This window comes from Nitrospinota bacterium (assembly GCA_035528715.1).
Classification (GTDB): domain Bacteria; phylum JADFOP01; class JADFOP01; order DATKYB01; family DATKYB01; genus DATKYB01.
Map to the genome: position 1 here is coordinate 1 of DATKYB010000130.1, position 19,190 is coordinate 19,190.

Annotated in this window: 12 protein-coding genes and 2 tRNA genes; 6 read left to right on the top strand and 8 right to left on the bottom strand. The window is 38.2% G+C overall.

The window, feature by feature from the left end; genetic code table 11:
• The first annotated feature begins 34 nt into the window (after positions 1-34).
• From metK to VMW81_09180, 3 genes are all read left to right on the top strand, one after another.
• The gene (metK, locus tag VMW81_09170; protein ID HUU51112.1) at positions 35-1,207 is read left to right on the top strand and encodes a methionine adenosyltransferase; all 1,173 of its coding nucleotides are present in this window, start codon (positions 35-37) and stop codon (positions 1,205-1,207) included.
• Between the two features lie 31 nt (positions 1,208-1,238).
• A complete protein-coding gene (ahcY, locus tag VMW81_09175; protein ID HUU51113.1) occupies positions 1,239-2,495 on the top strand; it encodes an adenosylhomocysteinase in 1,257 nt (418 codons plus the stop codon).
• A gap of 156 nt (positions 2,496-2,651) precedes the next feature.
• Complete coding sequence (locus VMW81_09180) at positions 2,652-3,821, top strand: MFS transporter (protein HUU51114.1); 1,170 nt, start codon at positions 2,652-2,654, stop codon at positions 3,819-3,821.
• A 2-nt stretch (positions 3,822-3,823) separates the two neighbouring features.
• Here VMW81_09180 and VMW81_09185 read toward each other — a convergent pair.
• From VMW81_09185 to VMW81_09220, 8 genes are all read right to left on the bottom strand, one after another.
• Positions 3,824-3,899: transfer RNA gene (locus tag VMW81_09185), tRNA-Glu, on the bottom strand.
• A 4-nt stretch (positions 3,900-3,903) separates the two neighbouring features.
• A tRNA-Gln gene (locus VMW81_09190) sits at positions 3,904-3,977 on the bottom strand.
• A gap of 103 nt (positions 3,978-4,080) precedes the next feature.
• The gene (locus tag VMW81_09195; protein ID HUU51115.1) at positions 4,081-5,778 is read right to left on the bottom strand and encodes a glutamine--tRNA ligase/YqeY domain fusion protein; all 1,698 of its coding nucleotides are present in this window, start codon (positions 5,776-5,778) and stop codon (positions 4,081-4,083) included.
• A gap of 34 nt (positions 5,779-5,812) precedes the next feature.
• Positions 5,813-7,231 carry a glutamate--tRNA ligase gene (gltX, locus tag VMW81_09200; protein HUU51116.1) on the bottom strand — a complete coding sequence of 473 codons (1,419 nt, stop codon included), beginning with the start codon at positions 7,229-7,231 and terminating at the stop codon, positions 5,813-5,815.
• Between the two features lie 19 nt (positions 7,232-7,250).
• A complete protein-coding gene (gene amrB / locus VMW81_09205) occupies positions 7,251-8,054 on the bottom strand; it encodes an AmmeMemoRadiSam system protein B (GenBank protein HUU51117.1) in 804 nt (267 codons plus the stop codon).
• A 30-nt stretch (positions 8,055-8,084) separates the two neighbouring features.
• Positions 8,085-9,338: a histidine--tRNA ligase gene (gene hisS / locus VMW81_09210; GenBank protein ID HUU51118.1), complete on the bottom strand. Its 1,254-nt coding sequence runs from the start codon at positions 9,336-9,338 to the stop codon at positions 8,085-8,087.
• Between the two features lie 2 nt (positions 9,339-9,340).
• Positions 9,341-10,129, bottom strand: a complete 789-nt coding sequence (locus VMW81_09215; protein ID HUU51119.1) for an NAD-dependent deacylase — start codon at positions 10,127-10,129, stop codon at positions 9,341-9,343.
• A 22-nt stretch (positions 10,130-10,151) separates the two neighbouring features.
• Entirely contained in the window at positions 10,152-12,584 is a 2,433-nt protein-coding gene (locus VMW81_09220) for a DNA internalization-related competence protein ComEC/Rec2 (protein ID HUU51120.1), read from the bottom strand.
• A 93-nt stretch (positions 12,585-12,677) separates the two neighbouring features.
• Here VMW81_09220 and VMW81_09225 point away from each other — a divergent pair, with 93 nt between their 5' ends.
• From VMW81_09225 to leuC, 3 genes are all read left to right on the top strand, one after another.
• Positions 12,678-15,107 carry a hypothetical protein gene (locus VMW81_09225; GenBank protein ID HUU51121.1) on the top strand — a complete coding sequence of 810 codons (2,430 nt, stop codon included), beginning with the start codon at positions 12,678-12,680 and terminating at the stop codon, positions 15,105-15,107.
• 87 nt (positions 15,108-15,194) lie between these two features.
• Positions 15,195-17,819 carry a DNA mismatch repair protein MutS gene (gene mutS, locus VMW81_09230; GenBank protein HUU51122.1) on the top strand — a complete coding sequence of 875 codons (2,625 nt, stop codon included), beginning with the start codon at positions 15,195-15,197 and terminating at the stop codon, positions 17,817-17,819.
• A 100-nt stretch (positions 17,820-17,919) separates the two neighbouring features.
• The gene (gene leuC / locus VMW81_09235; GenBank protein HUU51123.1) at positions 17,920-19,188 is read left to right on the top strand and encodes a 3-isopropylmalate dehydratase large subunit; all 1,269 of its coding nucleotides are present in this window, start codon (positions 17,920-17,922) and stop codon (positions 19,186-19,188) included.
• Positions 19,189-19,190 lie beyond the last annotated feature (2 nt).

A 19,190-nucleotide genomic window follows, 5' to 3' on the forward strand; every position in this document is an offset into this window, starting at 1 on the left:
ATATTAAAAGATTAATTTAAGGAGAGATATAAAAATGAGTAAAAAAAATTATTTTTTTACCTCTGAATCTGTAGCAGAAGGACATCCTGACAAGATTGCTGATCAGATATCTGATGCTGTTTTAGATGCTATTTATGAAAAGGACCCTATGGGGAGAGTAGCTTGTGAGACACTCGTTACAACAGGCTTAGCCTTTGTAGCAGGAGAGATAACCACGAGCTGTTATGTTGATATTCCCAAGATAGTAAGGGATACCATCAAAGATATTGGCTACACAAGGGCTAAATTCGGCTTTGACTACGAGACCTGTGCTGTTATTACCTCTATAGATGAGCAATCACCTGATATAGCCAGGGGCGTAGACGAAGACCCAGAAACACAGAAAGAGCAGGGAGCTGGTGACCAGGGGCTTATGTTTGGATACGCTACAAATGAAACCCCTGAACTGATGCCTGCACCCATTATGGTTGCTCATAAATTGGTCAAACAGCTTTCCTACGTAAGAAAAAAAGATATGCTTCACTACTTAAGACCAGATGGAAAATCTCAGGTTACCATCGAATATATCAATGGAATGCCGTCAAGAATAGATAACATTGTTATCTCGACACAACACAGCGATGACATTACTTTAAAGGAAGTAAGAGAAGATATTATCGAGAAGGTAATAAAACCTGTAGTTCCTCGTGAGATTTTTGATGAAGAAAATATAAAATACCATATTAATCCAACAGGAAGATTTGTTATCGGAGGTCCAAAGGGAGATACAGGGTTAACAGGAAGAAAGATAATCGTTGATACCTATGGGGGTATTGGTAGCCATGGAGGAGGATGTTTTTCAGGAAAAGATCCAACAAAGGTTGATAGGTCTGCTTCTTATATGGCTCGATATATCGCCAAAAATATCGTAGCAGCAGGTATTTCAGATAAATGCGAAATACAATTAGCCTATGCTATCGGAGTGTCTGATCCGGTATCTGTAATGGTAGATACCTTTGGTACAGGAAAAATAGAGGATAAAAAGATAAGGGAGATGGTTCGGGATAATTTTGATTTAAAACCAGCTGCTATTATAAAGGCTCTGGATTTGAGACGTCCAATCTATAAAAAGACCGCTGTCTATGGCCATTTTGGTAGAAATGAACCAGAGTTCACATGGGAGAAGACAGATAAGGCAAAAATCTTAAAGAAGGATGCTGGTTTATAGACAAATTTAATATTCAAGGAGAAACAGAATAATGGATTGTGATATAAAAGATATTTCATTAGCAAAAAAGGGAAGGCTGAGAATTGAATGGGCTAATCGAAGTATGCCCGTATTGAATCTGATTAAAAAAAGATTTGAAAAGGAAAAACCCCTGAAAGGTTTTAAAATAGCTGCATGCCTTCACGTTACTACAGAAACAGCAAGCCTTATGAAAACACTTAAATCTGGTGGAGCACAAGTAGCCTTGTGTGCTTCAAACCCTTTAAGCACGCAAGATGACGTTGCTGCATCGCTAGTAAAGGATAGCAAGGTTCCTGTTTTTGCCATAAATGGAGAGGACAATAAGACCTACTATCAACACATAAACAAAACCCTTGATATCAAACCCCATACTACCATGGATGACGGGGCAGATTTGGTGTCTACAGTCCATTCCGAAAGAAAGGAATTGATAAAGAGCATTATTGGAGGGACAGAGGAGACAACAACAGGGGTTATAAGATTGAAAAGCATGGCTGATAAAGGGGTATTAAAATTTCCTCTTATTGCTGTTAATGATGCGACGACAAAACACCTCTTTGATAACAGATACGGAACAGGCCAAAGTACACTGGATGGAATTATTAGAGCTACAAACCGCTTAATTGCCGGGTCTGTTTTTGTTGTTTGCGGTTATGGTTGGTGCGGGAAAGGGGTAGCCATGAGAGCAAAAGGATGTGGTGGAAGGGTGGTTGTTACTGAAGTTGATCCTTTAAGAGGTCTTGAGGCGATTATGGATGGATTCGAGGTGATGCCCATTTCAGAAGCTGCAAAGATTGGTGATTTCTTTGTAACACTGACCGGTGATATTGAGGTAATAAGAAAAGAGCATTTCAAATTAATGAAAGATGGAGCGATTATAGCTAATTCTGGACACTTCAATGTAGAGTTAGATATTAATATTTTAAAGAAAATAACTAAGAAAAAAAGGAAGATAAGAGAGTTTATAGAAGAATTTACTTTAACAAATGGTAAAAGAATAAATCTTCTGGGAGATGGCAGGCTAATAAATTTAACCGCAGCTGAAGGCCATCCTTCTAGTGTTATGGATATGAGCTTTGCCAACCAGGCCCTTTGCGCAGAATTTTTGGTAAAGAAAGGGAAAAAGCTCGAAAAAAAGGTCTATAATGTCCCAGAAGAGATAGATCGGTATATTGCTAAGTTAAATCTTGATTCCCTGGGTGTGAAGATAGATAAATTGACAAGAAAACAAAAAATCTATCTTAAGTCCTGGGAAATAGGGACATAAAAAATTTCTATAAAAGAGAGAAAACCCCTGGTTTCGGCCGGGGGTTTTTTCTTGTTCTTTTTTAGAAATCTATCATAACGATTTTGATAAGCTCGAATACTGGATTGGTCTCTTTAGTAAATATTTAAAAAGTTATGCCTGTTGAGGAACAAAACAGTGAAATATAGGCTTGTCGGGTTACTCTCATTGGGGCATATGTTTACAGATATAAATCAGGGGGCAGTGCCTGCACTGTTGCCTTTTTTGATTTTTGAACATCACCTCTCATATATGGCAGCCGCAGGCATCGTATTTGCCTCCAATTTTGCATCCACGCTTGTGCAGCCCTTATTCGGGCATGCTGCAGATCGTTTTTCAAAACCCTGGTTATTGCCGCTTGGAGTTTTCCTGGCAGGATTTGGTATTTCCCTGATAGGGCTTTTTACAAGCTATGAGCTTATAATCATAGCAGCAATTCTCAGCGGCATCGGTGTCGCTGCATACCATCCTGAAGGGGCACGTCTTGTTAATTTTGCTTCGGGAGAAGAGAAGGGAATGGCAATGAGCCTCTTTGGTGTAGGGGGCACTCTTGGCTTTGCAGTCGGACCGATATTCGCGACCATGGCTCTTATTTTTTTTGGATTGAAGGGTACACTTATTCTCTTGGTGCCGGCGAGCCTCATAGCTATTGTTATGGCTTCTCAGATTTCCAATTTTTCAAAGTTCGAAAAAACAGCTAATACTCATGCGGAAGATACGATTTCCAAGACACTTCCTGATGCGTGGGCTCCTTTTACCCGTCTGACCTTTAATGTCATTGGCCGCTCTATTCTTTTTTACAGTCTTAATACTTTTATCCCCTTATATTGGATCAGCGTCCTGAACCAGTCAAAGGTGTCAGGAGCAACCGCACTTACCATCATGTCTGCATCAGGCGTCATCGGAAATATACTCGGTGGAAAGCTGGCCGACCGTTTCGGCCACATTAAAATCATGTTTATCGGGTTTAGCGTCCTTATTCCCCTTATGCCGGCCCTAATATGGGTGAGCAATCCCCATATCGCCATGTTTCTCTTAGCTCCGATAGGAATGGCAATTTTCGCTGTCTACAGCCCGCTGATCGTGATGGGACAGAATTATCTGCCTAATCATATTGGATTGTCATCAGGAATAACGATTGGGGCTGCGGTTGCGATTGGAGGAGTTGCCGCACCTTTGCTCGGCAAGGTTGCAGACCTCTATGGAATATGGTCAGCTCTGGCAGGGGTTGCTTTTCTACCAATATTGTTTGCAGGAATGACCCTGACACTGCCTGATAGAAAAGATTTGCCGATTCGAAAAGAATAATTTGGTAGCCCCAAGGGGATTCGAACCCCTGTTACCGCCGTGAGAGGGCGGCGTCCTAGGCCTCTAGACGATGGGGCCATCATGGCTGGGGAGAGAGGATTCGAACCTCTGTACCCAGATCCAGAGTCTGGTGTCCTGCCGCTAGACGACTCCCCATATTTGATATGAAGTTTTATAAATATAAATTACAAGCAGAGCACAGTCAAGAAAAAATCAGCTCTCGATCACCTTTTATACAGTCGATAACACTTTCCAAAAATTATGAGTTCTTATTTCCCTTTTGTGCTTTCTCTATCTTTGCCCATGTATCGCGAAGTGATACTGTCCTGTTGAATACGAGTGAACCACTTTTAGAATCAGGATCTACGCAGAAATAGCCCAATCGTAAAAACTGGTAAATGCTTCCGGGTTTTGCATCTTTCAGGCTTGGTTCAACATAGCACTCTTTCAAGATCTCAAGAGAGTGTGGATTGATGCAAGACTTCATATCATCCTCGCTACCGGGATCCTCCACAGTAAAAAGACGATCATACAGACAAACTTCAGCCTTCAGCGCATGTTCAGCAGATACCCAATGAAGAGTTCCCTTTACCTTTCGTCCCTCCTGCAGAGAACCACTCCTCGTTTTCGGATCAAAGGTACAACGGAGTTCAACTACGTCACCGGTCTTCTCATCTTTCACAACTTTTTCACATTTGATAATATAGGCATGTTTAAGTCTTGCCTCGCGACCAGGAGCAAGCCTGAAGTATTTCTTCGGAGGATCTTCCCGGAAGTCATCTTGTTCAATGTAAATAACTCGTGAAAAAGGGACTTTTCTTGTGCCGGCTGAGGGGTCCTCAGGATTGTTTTCCGCTTCGAGTTCTTCTGCTTTGTCTTCAGGATAGTTATCAATAACAACTTTGAGCGGTCTCAAAACGGCCATCACTCGCGGAGCACACTTGTTCAGATTCTCGCGGATGCAGTATTCAAGGAGTGCAATGTCAACAATACTGTCACTTTTTGCCACTCCTATACGATTACAGAAGCTGCGTATTGCTTCAGGGGTGTAACCTCTCCTGTGCATTCCCGAAATCGTCGGCATTCTTGGATCGTCCCATCCTTTGACATGTCCTTCCTTTACCAATTGCAAGAGCTTGCGTTTGCTCATAACAGTATAACCGAGATTCAGACGGGCGAACTCGATCTGCTGAGGATGGTATATTCCAAGGTTATCCACAAACCAGTCATAGAGGGGACGGTGGTCCTCAAATTCCAGGGTACATATAGAATGAGTAATTCTTTCAATAGAATCACTTTGACCATGGGCCCAGTCGTACATCGGATAGATGCACCATTTGTCACCGGTTCGATGATGAGTGGCATGGAGGACTCGGTACATCACCGGATCTCGCATATTGATATTTCCGGATGACATATCGATTTTAGCACGAAGCACACGAGAACCGTCTGGAAACTCGCCTGCCCCCATCCTCTCGAACAGTTCAAGGTTCTCTTCGACAGAACGGTTACGATACGGACTTTCTCTTCCGGGTTCTGTCAGGGTACCACGATTCTTCCGTATTTCATCAGCGCTTTGATCGTCAACATACGCCTTGCCATCTTTAATGAGCTTTAATGCATATTCATAGAGTTGGTCAAAATAGTCAGAGGCATAATATTCCCTGTCTTCCCAATCGAAACCAAGCCACTTCACATCTTTCTTGATTGATTCAACATATTCCTCTTCTTCCTTTACGGGATTCGTGTCATCGAACCGAAGATTGCAGAGTCCATTGTATTCAGCGGCAAGGCCGAAATTAAGGCATATCGATTTTGCATGACCTATATGGAGATAGCCGTTTGGCTCTGGAGGAAAACGCGTATGTACCCGACCTTCATATTTATTCGTCTTAAGATCGTCGTCTATAATCTCTTTAATAAAATTTGATGTAGTAGGCGTTTCTTCTCTGCTCATAATCGTATTTCTCCAAAAGTGTATTTATAAATAATTAAGAAGCTTCTATTGTCCGTATTGCCCTTTCAAGCCTTTTCAACGTCTTTTCTTTTCCGATAATTTCCAGCAGTTCAAAGATTCCTGGACTTTTTGTGTCCCCTGTCATTGCAACACGAACAGGCTGTGCAAGATGTTTTAGCTTGATCTGATGTTTTTCTATTATCTTTACAAATACTTTTTCGAGTGCTTCTTTCCTGAAATCAGGTAGGTCAGACAAAGCTCCTTCCAGATCCTTAAGATAGGGAAGGCTCTTTTCATTCAGAAATTTTTCTTTTGATTTTTCCTCGTATTTTACCTCTTCTGCAATATAGTAGCTAAGTGTTTTTGCAAGTTCGACAAGCGTTTTTGAACGCTTTCTTAATGTTTCAACCGCTCTTTCTAGCCATTCCTTGTCAAGAGTCTCTTCTCCACTGATTATATGCTCCTTTTCGAGGAATGGTATTACAAGTTCAGTCAGTTGTTTTGACGATGTATTGATTATATACTGACTGTTTATCCAGTGCAGTTTTTCGGGGTTGAAGACAGCCGCAGATTTTCCTGCATTCTCGAGAGTGAACTTCTCTACCAACTCATCCTTCGAAAAGATTTCCTGGTCACCATATGACCAGCCAAGTCGCACGAGATAGTTTAAGAGCGCTTCGGGCAGGTAGCCCATCTCCCGATAGGCCTGAACAGAGGTTGCCCCATGTCTCTTGCTAAGCCTTGCTTTATCTGATCCGAGTATCATTGGAAGATGTGCAAAGTGAGGCACTTCGCAGCCAAGTGCTCTGTAGATATGAATCTGCTTCGGAGTATTGTTCAGATGGTCGTCACCGCGGATGACATGAGTAATGTTCATATCCATATCATCAACCACAACAACAAAATTATACGTTGGACTTTCATCTGAACGGAGGATTATAAAATCATCGAACATTGAATTCTCGTAAGTTACATTTCCCTTTATATCATCCTCGACAACTGTCGTACCGGCCTTAGGCATCTTGAATCTCACAACAGGGGTTACGCCAGCAACCGGCTCCTTCCTTTCCCGGCACCTGCCGTCATATTTCGACGTTTCTCCTGCTTTTATTGCAGCCTGTCTCTTCTGTTCGAGCTCGTCTGGAGAACAGTAACAGTAATACGCTTTATCTTCATCCAGCAATTTCCAAATATTGCTTTTGTATATATCAAGACGGTCCGTCTGTCTGTAGGGGCCTTCATCCCAGTCAAGACCAAGCCATTTCATCCCGTCAATGATCGCCTCTATATATTCATCAGTGGATCTCGTCCTGTCAGTGTCTTCAATGCGCAAAACGAACACGCCCTCGTTATGGCGTGCATAGAGCCAGTTATATATAGCTGTTCTTGCCCCTCCAATATGCAGATAACCTGTCGGGCTGGGCGCGAACCTGACTCTGACAGTTTCTTTCATGATAATTATCCCTTATCCATTATTTTATCAAGAGACCAGCATATCCTACCACATGTTCGTAATCACCGCTGACCTCTCCTGATGTAGTATATCTTATGAGCTCACACTCCTTTGCTCCTAAGAGTTTCGATGCAATGATCGTAGTAGTCGTAGGTATAAATCCACACATAGAGATGTGATTTTCCTTTATAGTAGTATAAAGACCTTCTGAATTAAGTTTCAATATCTCGTCTATAGCCTTCTTATCCTTTTCCACAGCAGACTCATGAGATTCATAGTGGGTCATATCTGTACTGGCAATGATTAAAGTCTCTTTATCGATAGCTTCTATTCCTTTATAAATAGCATTTCCCACATCTTCACAGATCTCGTAATCGCTTCGCATTAATGAAATAGGAACAATGGTAAAGTCTTCAATAAAATACTGGATAAAAGGTAATTGAACTTCGAGGGAGTGTTCTCTTACATGGCCCATAGAATCGTTCTTGAGATATCTTGATTGGTTAATTATTGCGTTTGCAAGTTCAGAATTAATCTTCACGTTGCCTGTGGGCATTTCCCATTCCCCATCAGCCATAACAGAAGCAGGGGCACCAATGCCTGTGTGGTTTGGGCCTATGATAACGATATTTTTGGGTAATTGGATCCTCGAGTAAACCTCGCCAGCAACCCCTCCTGAGTATATATAACCTGCATGAGGACAAACAGCAGCAATAACCTTTTCTTTCTTTACATCTTCAACTGTAAATTCTTTTATCTGTTTCCTTACTTCAGATCCATCATGCGGATAAAACTGTCCGGCTACTGCCGGCTTTCTTATCATTTTTTCACCCCCCCTAAATAAATAGAAAAATTATCCCTTTAACAATTTATGGATATGATCTTCAGCCCCTGTGATTTCAATCTCTTCTTGTTTTCCATCTCTCATATTTTTCAGTATTAAGGTACCCTTATTTATCTCATCATCCCCTAATATCATTACGTATTTCACATTATACTTATCTGCTTTTCGCATCTGGCTCTTAAGACTTTTAGGTTCATAATCCTTTTCAGAACTGATACCCCTGGACCTCAGTTTATCAAGGATTTTAAAGGCAACTTCTTCAGCCTTTTTCCCTAGGGATGCGATAAATACTGTTGGACCACTTTCAAGCATTTTTATATTGAGAACTGATACCAACCTCTCTAAACCAATAGCAAAACCAAAAGCAGGGGTAGGGGGACCGCCTACTTCTTCCACGAGATTATCGTACCTTCCTCCCCCAGCAATAGCATTCTGGGCACCCAATCCTTTGACCGTGATCTCAAAGGCAGTTCTTGTGTAATAATCAAGCCCTCTTACCAGATGGTCTTCTATCTTGTAATCTATTTTCAATTGGGAAAGAAGACGTAGGACCTCTTTAAAGTGTTCATAACAATCCTTGCATACAAATTCCCTAGTCGTAGGGGCATCAACCAGAGCCTTTTTACAATCATCCTCTTTGCAGTCGAGAATTCTTAAAGGGTTTCTTTTAAACCTGTTCTTACAGTTCTTACATAAACGATTAATCTTCTTCTCAAGAAAGAAAGTCAGGGCTTCTTTAAATTGGGGACGGCACTCTTTACATCCCAGGCTATTAATAAGAAGGCTTTTGTTTTCAATTTCTAACCTGTCCAGATATTGATCTAACATGGAGATAATCTCAGCATCCAAAGAGGGATTATCAGAACCAAGGGCTTCAACGTTAATTTGGTAAAACTGACGCTGCCTCCCTGCCTGGGGACGCTCATACCTGAACATCGGCCCTAAACAATAGACCTTTAGAACAGAAGGGTGTTTATAGAGTTTATGCTCTATATAAGCTCGCACTACAGAAGCCGTGGCTTCAGGCCTCAGGGTAATCTCTTCTCCTCCTTTATCAACAAAAGAATACATCTCCTTTTCAACGATATCTGTGGTCTCTCCTATACCTCTTGCAAAAAGAGCAGTGTTTTCAAAGATAGGGATTTTTATCTCTGAAAAACCATAGGTTTCAAATATATCCCTTGCCGCCATTTCAACAATTTGCCATTTTCTCACTTCGTGAGGCAGAATATCTTTAACCCCTCTAACAGCCCTGATCTCCATTTTCATTCCCTCAATTTTAATGATTCGCTGTGAAGGCAAGGTAATATCTCCCCCGCCTTTCCTAAATAGGTATCGTCCATAAAGTGCGAGATGGGTGTCCTGTCTATATTTATCTCTATGACATAGGCACCAGATTGTTTTGCAATTAATGGTAGAGAAGCTGCAGGCTCAACAATAGCAGAGGTCCCAATAACAAAAAAAAGTTCGCATCTTCTGATATTTTCCAAAGCCTTAGAAATAATACCCTCGGGGAGAGCTTCTCCAAACCAGACAACATCAGGCCGAAAGAGTGCACTGCACTCACAAAGGGGAGGAACGTTGTCTGATAATACCTCATGATTCAAAAAAGTCTTTTCTTCTTTTGTGCAGCGAACCCTCCAAATATTTCCATGGAGCTCCAAAATCTTTTGGCTTCCTGCTTTGGCGTGCAAACCATCCACGTTTTGTGTTATAAGACAAAAATCATTGAAGGTATTCTCCCATTCAGCAATGATGTTATGGGCCGGATTGGGCTTTATATCACGGATGATCTCTCGCCTCCAGCTGTACCACTCCCAGACAAGCTTCGGGTCTCTGGAAAAGGCAGAAGGGGTTGCAAGCTCCTCAGCCCTGAAGTTACGCCACAATCCATCTTTTCCCCTGAAGGTTGGAACACCGCTCTCTGCTGAGACTCCAGCACCTGTTAACACTGCTGCTGAGCGGGCTTTTTTAAAAGCATTTAATGTCTCTTCTTTTATTCTAATCTCAGTCTCCATGGAAACGAAAGTAACAAAAAGACAATGGGTTGTCAAATGGATTGTAACTCAGATCCATTTAATTAAATGTTTTAACGAAACATTCACTTCCGTTACTTATCACACGAATTGATCCATGTTTATCAGTGCGATAGATTTCAATATCCCTTTCTTTTAGCTTCTCGATAACATCTAAAGATGGGAGTCGAAACCAATTATATCGACCTAGAGAGATTATTGATATATCTGGATCTACTTCTCTTAAAAATTCTTCTATTGAGGAGGCTCTGCTCCCATGATGTGGTATTTTTAATATGTTAGCTTTTAAAGGATAAATATTAGCTAGAATATATTCTTCAGCTTTGTTTTGTATATCGCCTGCAAAAAGAATGCTAAATTTTCTATATATTAATTTAAAAACCAATGATCTATTATTTTCATCTTTTATCTTACTATTTATACTACTAAATTCATCTGATGGATGAAAAAATGTAATTTGAACCTCACCTAATTTATAGTGAAAAGGTGAAGAGATTCTCTTTATCTTTATTTCTTTTTTAAATGCTGCATCATTGAGTTCTCTATAAAAGTTGTAATTAGGATTGTCCTTATTGAGAAATATCTCCTTTACTTTTAGTGTATTTACTATGTCAACTAAGCCCTTCATATGATCAGGATGTGGATGAGTTGCAATCATAAGATCTATCTTCTTAACCCCATGATTCAATAAAAAGGGAAGAACAACCTTTTCTCCAATTTTAAAACCATTATTATATGCTCCACCGCCGTCAATCAATATGCTTTGGTGTGATGGGGTTCTGATAAAGGTTGATTCTCCTTGCCCTACATCAAGAAAGGTTACCATTAAGGAGTTATTACTATTTAAAATAAATTTTGATGAATAAAATAAGATTGATAATAACAGAAGTAAAGTAATAAGTACTCGTTTTAAAACTCTCTTTTTATAAAAAAATATAGTGAAAAGCGCTGTATAATATAATAAAAGAATTAATAAAGACGGTTTTGATATAAAGATATATGAAAAGGGTAAAGAAGAGAAGAACTTAGCAAGATAGAATATAATTGATGTGAAAATATTTATAGTCCAAGAAGTAAGTTTTATTAAAGGAGTATAGATTAATCCCAAAAATGATGAAAATAGAGCCAATGGAATTAAAAATGAGGCAAAAGGTAGAACAATAGAATTAGATAGGGGACTTACAAAAATTAGCTTATTAAAATATATTGCTATAATTGGTAGTACACTTAAGGAAGCTGCAAGAGATACAATTAAATATTGAAAAACCTTCTTCTTGATAAAGGAATAAAAGTTAAATTCTTCTTTTCTTATCTCGGTGTTATTATATAAAAAATTGGAAATACAAAAGGTAATTCCCAATACTGCTATAAAAGAAAGTTGAAATCCAATATCGTAGAAGGATAGGGGATTCCATATTAAAAGAATTATGACTGCCAGGGCCAAAATATTATAAAGGTCTCTGTGTCGGTCAAGGATTATAGCAAATAAATATGTATATATCATGATACCGGCCCTTAGGGTAGGTATCCTATTTCCTACCATGATTGCATATATAAATATAGGAAATATAGTAAAAAGAGCCGCAATCTTTCTAGAGTCATAATAAGTTATTCCTTTAGGGATAATTAGATATTGTATATAAAAGATCAATTTATATATTAAAAAGAACGAAGCGAATGCTATAAATCCCAGATGGAGACCAGATATGGCAAGGAGATGCGCAATGCCAGAGTTATTAAACATCTCTATTATATACCTGTCTAATAAACCCCTCTCTCCCCAGACAATTGCCTTTATGATTCCATTATTGGGAAAAGGTAAGTTAGTATCTATATTTTCTAGTACCTTATCTTTTATCTTAAAAAGGGTGTTGATAATTCCTGTCTCGGTTCTTTTTAAAACCTCAACCCTTGATCCTTTCGATACACCTCCAATAACATATATTCCCTGTCTCTGCATATAACTTTGGTAATTAAAAGTATTAAAATTTTGAAAACCTATAGGTGGATGTAGTCTTATCTTTTTAACTAAAACCTCGTCTTTATACTTTAAATTGACATAAGGTTCATAAATGGTTATTTTAACTTTTCCATTCACAATTTTTGTTTCTTCTCGAGAATATATCTTTTTTGCCTCTATGATAAATCTTGTCTTATCCAGTTTAAATTGAGGTGGTGAAATAATTACACCTTCAAGATTAACCTTTTTTTTATCATTAATAACATTAGAAATATGGTTGTTGGGAAAGGGAAAGGTATGTATATAAACACGAAACAGTCCGAATAAAATAAAAAAGATGGAAATAATAGTAATTGTAGATAGTTTTTTTCGTAAGATGATAGATAATAAAATTAGAAAAGAGAAAATTACAATTAAAAATATCGAATTTAATATGAATAAACCTATTATCAGACCAGCAATATAAGATATAGTTAAGATTACAAGAGGTCTTTTATTTAATAGATTATACAATGAGAGATTCTTTCTTTTTTAATATTAATACAAGGTTTGTAGTTTTTGGTATAATATAATAAATATTCATTATATCCTAATACAAGATAAATAATGGAAGAACAGAGATCCTTATCGCTTTATATTGGCATATTTCTGATATCAACGGCTACCTTAATCCTCGAGATCTCCCTTGTTAGGGTTATCTCCGTATCCCAATGGCATCATTTCGCCTATCTGGTGATTAGTATTGCTCTGCTTGGTCTTGGGGCAGGGGGCTCTTTCCTTTTTGTCTTTCCCAAGATATTAGATTTTCAAATCCAAAAAACACTCTCAATCATCTCTTTGTTATTCTGCATAAGTAACATACTGGGTTATTGTATCTTCAATACAATTCCTTTTGATCCCGTTCGCATTGCCTGGGATACGAATCAGTCTCTCTATATCCTGCTTTACTATCTATTTTTGAGCATACCGTTTTTTTTCTTTGGACTATGTCTCGCTATCCTATTTACGAAACTGCCGGAGAAATCAAGTAAACTCTACTTCTTTAACCTGACAGGCTCAGCCATAGGATGTCTTATCGTAACCCAGCTTTTTTCACCTCTAAAAGGGGAGGGGACGATTGTATTTGTTTCTCTTGTTGGAGGGGCTGCCTTCTTCGCTTTTTCTTATAATTTATCAAGAGCATATAAAGCCTTAGCTTTAGTAACAGTAGCTTTATTCTTAGCTCTTTTGGTCTTTCCTCCTCCCTTTCTTCAAATATCGATTTCTCCTTATAAAGCATTAAAATTATCCCTGACATATAAAAACGCTAAAATCTTGAATACCTATTGGAACTCTTTTTCAAGGGTCGATATTATAGGAAGCCCGGCAGTGAGGTTTGCTCCGGGATTAAGCCTAAAATACAACAAAGCTCTCCCGCCTCAGCTTGGTATTACAATAGATGGAGACAATCTCAACAGCATCACCTATTTTGACGGAAGTGAAAAGTGTCTAGCATTTACAGATTTTCTACCCTCTGCCCTGGTATATCATCTTAAAAAAGCAAAGAATCTATTAATAATCGGCTCAAATGGGGGTATAGATGTCCTTGGAGCACTGTGCCATAAAATCCCTTATATAGAGGCTTTAGAGCCTAACCCGCTTATCATCAATGCTGTCAAAGGGGAATATGCCGTGTTTTCTGGAAGAATATACCGCGATAAAAGAATAAATGTCATAAGTGAGGAGGGGAGAAGCTATATCAGGAAGACAAGAAAGAGATATGATATCATCAATATATCCCTATCTGATAACCCTTCAGCAGCCTCTACAGGCCTCTACAGCCTTAGGGAGAGTTATCTCTATACTGTAGAAGCATTTAAAGATTTTTACAACCACCTCACGCCAGAAGGGATTTTTACCGTTACCAGGTATCTTATTCCACCGCCAAAAGAAGGGGTGAGGCTAGTTTCCATTGCAAAAAGGGCATTGGAAGAACTCGGTATATCAAACCCTCAAAATCATATCTCTTTAATAAGGAGCTGGGGAACAATTACCTTTCTACTCAAAAAGGATGGTTTTGGTAGAAAGGATGTAAGCGTGATAAAAGATTTTTGTAAAAACAGGGGGTTTGATACGGTCTATTTTCCAGGAATAAAAAAAGAAGAGGTCAATATATTCAATAGGTTTTTAAAGCCTTACTACTTTGATTTAGTAGATAATCTCTTAAACAATAAAAATAAAGACGTCTTGAATAACTATATCTTTGATTTATCGCCAGTTACAGACGATAATCCCTTTTTCTTTCATTTTCTTAGATGGAACAAGATTCCTGAAACATATAGATTAATGGGTGAAAAATGGCAGCCTTTTTTTGAAGGAGGATATCTTTTACCCATAATCTTAGCCCAGGCCTTTTTAATTAGTATCTTATTGATATTTTTACCCATCTCTCTATCCAAAGGGATAAAATTTATCTCGAAGTTAAACATCTATACATCCATTTATTTTATCGCATTAGGTTTTGGGTTTATTTTTATTGAAATCATATTTTTAGAGAAATTTATTCTGTTTTTAGGCCATCCTGTATATTCCCTCTCTGTTATCCTCTTCTCTGTATTATTATTTTCAGGAATAGGGAGTTATCTGACAGACAAAGGTTTTGTGAGCCGAAATAATCTTCTATTAGAGATCAAGAATTCATTGATTTTAAGAATAACTACATTAATAGCATTTATTTTTATCTATTGGCTTTTATTGCCTACCGTTCTCAGGTTCTTTTTGGGCAGCAGTTTTTTTATGAAACCGATCATTACAATTCTTATCATAGCACCAATAGGGCTTTTTATGGGAATGCCCTTTCCTTTAGGTATCCGGATAACGGGCCTTTTAAATAAAGAAATCATTCCTCTGGCTTTTTGCCTGAATGGAGTATCGTCAATCTTGGGCTCGATCTTATCTATGATTTTGGCAATTTTTCTCGGATTTCAATGGCTTTTATTACTCTCAGCTCTTATATATTCCTTAGCTCTTCTTTCTATCTTAAAGATGCAGGGATAAAAAATCTATTAAGACCTTTTATATCTATTTACTGAAAAATTGAAATATGATAGATTTCAGTATCTTTTAACTTAACAGAGGTTTCTTATGGCTGAGTCTACACCAATGATGCGACAATATCTTGATATAAAGAGCAAGCATAAAGACGCTATCCTTTTTTTTAGAATGGGTGATTTCTATGAAATGTTCTTTGAAGACGCTAAGATAGCATCAAAAGTATTAGAAATTACTTTAACATCAAGAAACAAAGAAAAGGATAAATCTGTGCCTATGTGTGGTGTGCCATGCCACGCATCTGAGTCTTATATTGCACGTTTAATTAATGCGGGATATAAAGTAGCCATCTGCGAACAGATAGAAGACCCTAAAAAAGCAAAAGGAATAGTGAAGAGAAATGTTATACGTATTGTTACGCCTGGAACGATATTAAATTCTCCTCTGGTTGGATCTAAAGAAAATCAGTATCTCGCATCATTCGTTTTCTGTGAAGAAAAAGTAATTGGCTTTGCAATTACTGACATATCTACTGGAGAATTTTTTATTACTGAGTTAGATGGAACTTCTCCCTTTCAAAAATTAAAGGATGAGCTTTCACGCTGGAATCCAAGAGAATTATTAATACCAAATAATATATCTGACAATGAAGAGATATCTGACTATATAAAAACCCTTGATATTTCAATTAATCCTTATGATGATTGGGTCTTTTCCTATGATCATGCCTATAGATTGTTTTTAGACTATTTTAAGGTTAACTCCCTCGACGGCTATGGCTGTGAATCAAGAAGGGTGGCCGTTCAGGCTGGAGGAGCGATATTGCAATATCTGCAAGAAACTCAAAAAACATCCCTAGCACACATCAATAAATTAACTTATTACAACACAGAAAATTATATGATTATTGATCCATCTACCCAAAGGAATCTCGAACTCTTAAAAAGCTTGGGAGATGAATCAAAAAAAGGGTCTCTTTTAGACATTCTTGATCTCACCATCACGCCAATGGGCGGAAGAAAAATAAAAAAATGGATATTAAGACCCCTTTTAAACGCATCAGAAATCAGAAAAAGACAGGATGTTGTGGATGAATTTTTATCGAATACGATTCTGAGAGGTGAAGTAAGAGAAGCCTTAAAGGAGGTTTATGATCTGGAGAGGTTAGCAGGTCGAATATCTCTATCAGCAGCCAATGCAAGAGACCTCTCGGCATTAAAAAAATCTGTTCTTGTTCTTCCACGACTGAATGAGTTGATAAACCAATCGTCTTCTCCTCTTTTAAATGACTTATTAAGCAAATGGGATAACCTGCAAGATATTGGTGAACTGATTGAGCGATCTATACAGGAAAATCCTCCATATTCTATAAACGAAGGGGGAATGATCAAAGAGGGGTTTAACAGCAAACTGGATGAGTTAAGAAAAATTACAAAAGCTGGTAAGGATTGGATTTCAAATTTTGAGGCTCAAGAGAAGAAAAAGACAGGCATTAATAGTCTGAGGGTTGGCTATAACAAGGTCTTTGGTTACTACATTGAGGTCACTAAGAAAAATATCCCTCTGATCCCGCCAGATTACATCAGAAAGCAGACCTTAGTGAATGCCGAGAGATACATTACTCCAGAACTCAAAGAGTATGAAATAAAAGTACTCAATGCACAGGAAGAGATTTGTGTTTTGGAGTATAACATCTTTCAGGAGATCAGGGAATCCATAATTAAAGAAGTTAATAGAATTCAAAAAATTGCTGGTATCATCTCAACAATAGATGTCTTAGCATCATTTGCAGAAGCATCATCACTTTATAACTACGTTAAACCAAAGATTAATGAGAACGATGTTATACACATTGCTGAAGGGAGACACCCTGTCTTGGAACAGATAGATGTTAATAATAAGTTTGTCCCTAATGATGCGCTTATAGATTGTGAGAACAATCAAATATTAATCATAACAGGTCCCAACATGGCTGGAAAATCTACTTATCTAAGGCAGGTGGCTTTAATAGTCCTCATGGCACAAACAGGATCTTTTGTTCCTGCAAAACAGGCTGAAATTGGTATGGTAGACAGGATTTTTACAAGGGTAGGGGCTCAAGACTTTCTGACAAGAGGCCAGAGCACATTTATGGTTGAAATGAATGAAGCAGCAAATATACTCAATAATGCTACTAAAAAGAGTCTAATAATCCTCGATGAGATAGGAAGGGGAACCAGTACTTTTGATGGAATAAGTATTGCGTGGTCAATTGTGGAATATATACATGATAAATTAGAAGCAAAAACACTCTTTGCTACTCATTACCATGAGCTAGCAGACTTATCTTTAGTGCTAAAAAAGATAAGAAATTATAACTTTGCAGTTAAAGAATGGAACAATGAAATTATCTTCTTACGAAGAATTGTTCCAGGAAGTACAGATAGGAGCTATGGTATTCAGGTAGCAAGGCTGGCCGGTATTCCTAAAGAAATTTTAGAGAGGGCCAAAGAAGTCCTATGTAACCTTGAAAACACAGAGCTTGATAATAAGGGAAAACCCAAAATCAGCTATAAAAAAAGGGGAAATCAGGAGGAGATGGGCGAGCAGTTTTCTCTTTTTGCAAAAAGGGTGGATGTTTTAATGGAAGAGATAAAAAGGATTGATATCAACAACACAACACCGATGGAGGCAATAAAAATCCTTCATAAAATATCATTACTGGCCAAAGATAAATAAGAAATAATTTTAATTCATTTTTGTCTTGATTTTAAAATCGATTTAAAATATATTTGAAAACTTCGTTTTAACACTTAATTAATAAACTGGAGAATAAGAAATGGGGATGACAATATCCGAAAAAATACTAGCGGCTCATTCTGATAAACAAGAGGTAAGACCTTGTGAGTTAATTAATGTCAAGTTAGACATTACTCTTGGAAATGATATCACTGCTCCTTTAGCTATTAAAGAATTTGAAAAGGCCGGTGCAAAAAAGGTATTTAATAAAGAGAGAATTATATTTGTCCTTGATCATTTCACACCCAATAAGGATATCAATTCAGCTATACAGTGCAAGATGGTTAGAGAATTTGCAAAAAAACACGAGCTTATCAACCTCTATGAAGGGGGTGAGGTAGGCATTGAACATGCCCTTTTACCAGAAAAAGGTCTGGTTCTTCCAGGAGATATAGTCATTGGTGCAGATTCTCATACATGTACGTATGGAGCCTTAGGTGCTTTTTCTACAGGAATAGGGAGTACAGACCTAGCAGCTGCCATGATTACTGGGGAAACCTGGTTTAAGGTTCCTGAATCTATAAAATTTATATTTAACGGAAAGCTAAAAAAGTGGGTCTCTGGAAAAGATTTGATTCTTTATACTATTGGGAAGATTGGGGTTGATGGTGCTTTGTATAAATCCATGGAGTTTACAGGAGATATCATTACGTCAATGCCCATGGAAGGAAGATTCACGATGACAAATATGGCTGTTGAGGCTGGCGCAAAGAACGGTATTATTGAACCAAATGAAATAACCCTCGAATATGTTAAGAACAGGGCGAAAAGGAAATTCAAGATATACCAGAGCGACTCTGATGCAAACTACTCTAAGGTCTATGAGTTTAAAGGGGAAGATATAGAACCCCAGGTTGCTTTTCCCCACCTTCCTGAAAATACAAAACCGATCAATGAGGTAGGAGATATTCCGATTGATCAGGCAGTAATCGGTTCTTGCACGAATGGATGGCTCTCCGATTTAGAAGAAGCAGCAAAAGTTTTAAAAGGACAGAAAGTGAATAGCAATGTCCGGTTAATCATCATTCCTGCTACTCCAGAGATCTATCGTCAGGCAATGAAAAAGGGACTCTTTGATATTTTTTTGGATGCCAAGGCGATTATCAGCCCTCCCACATGTGGCCCATGTCTTGGAGGACATATGGGAGTTTTGGCTGAAGGAGAGAGGGCTATTGCTACTACAAACAGAAATTTTGTGGGCAGGATGGGACATCCCAAGAGCGAAGTCTATCTTTCTAATCCAGCAGTTGCCGCGGCATCTGCTGTTATGGGAAGAATAGCTAGCCCAGAAGAAGTTGTCAATAAATAACA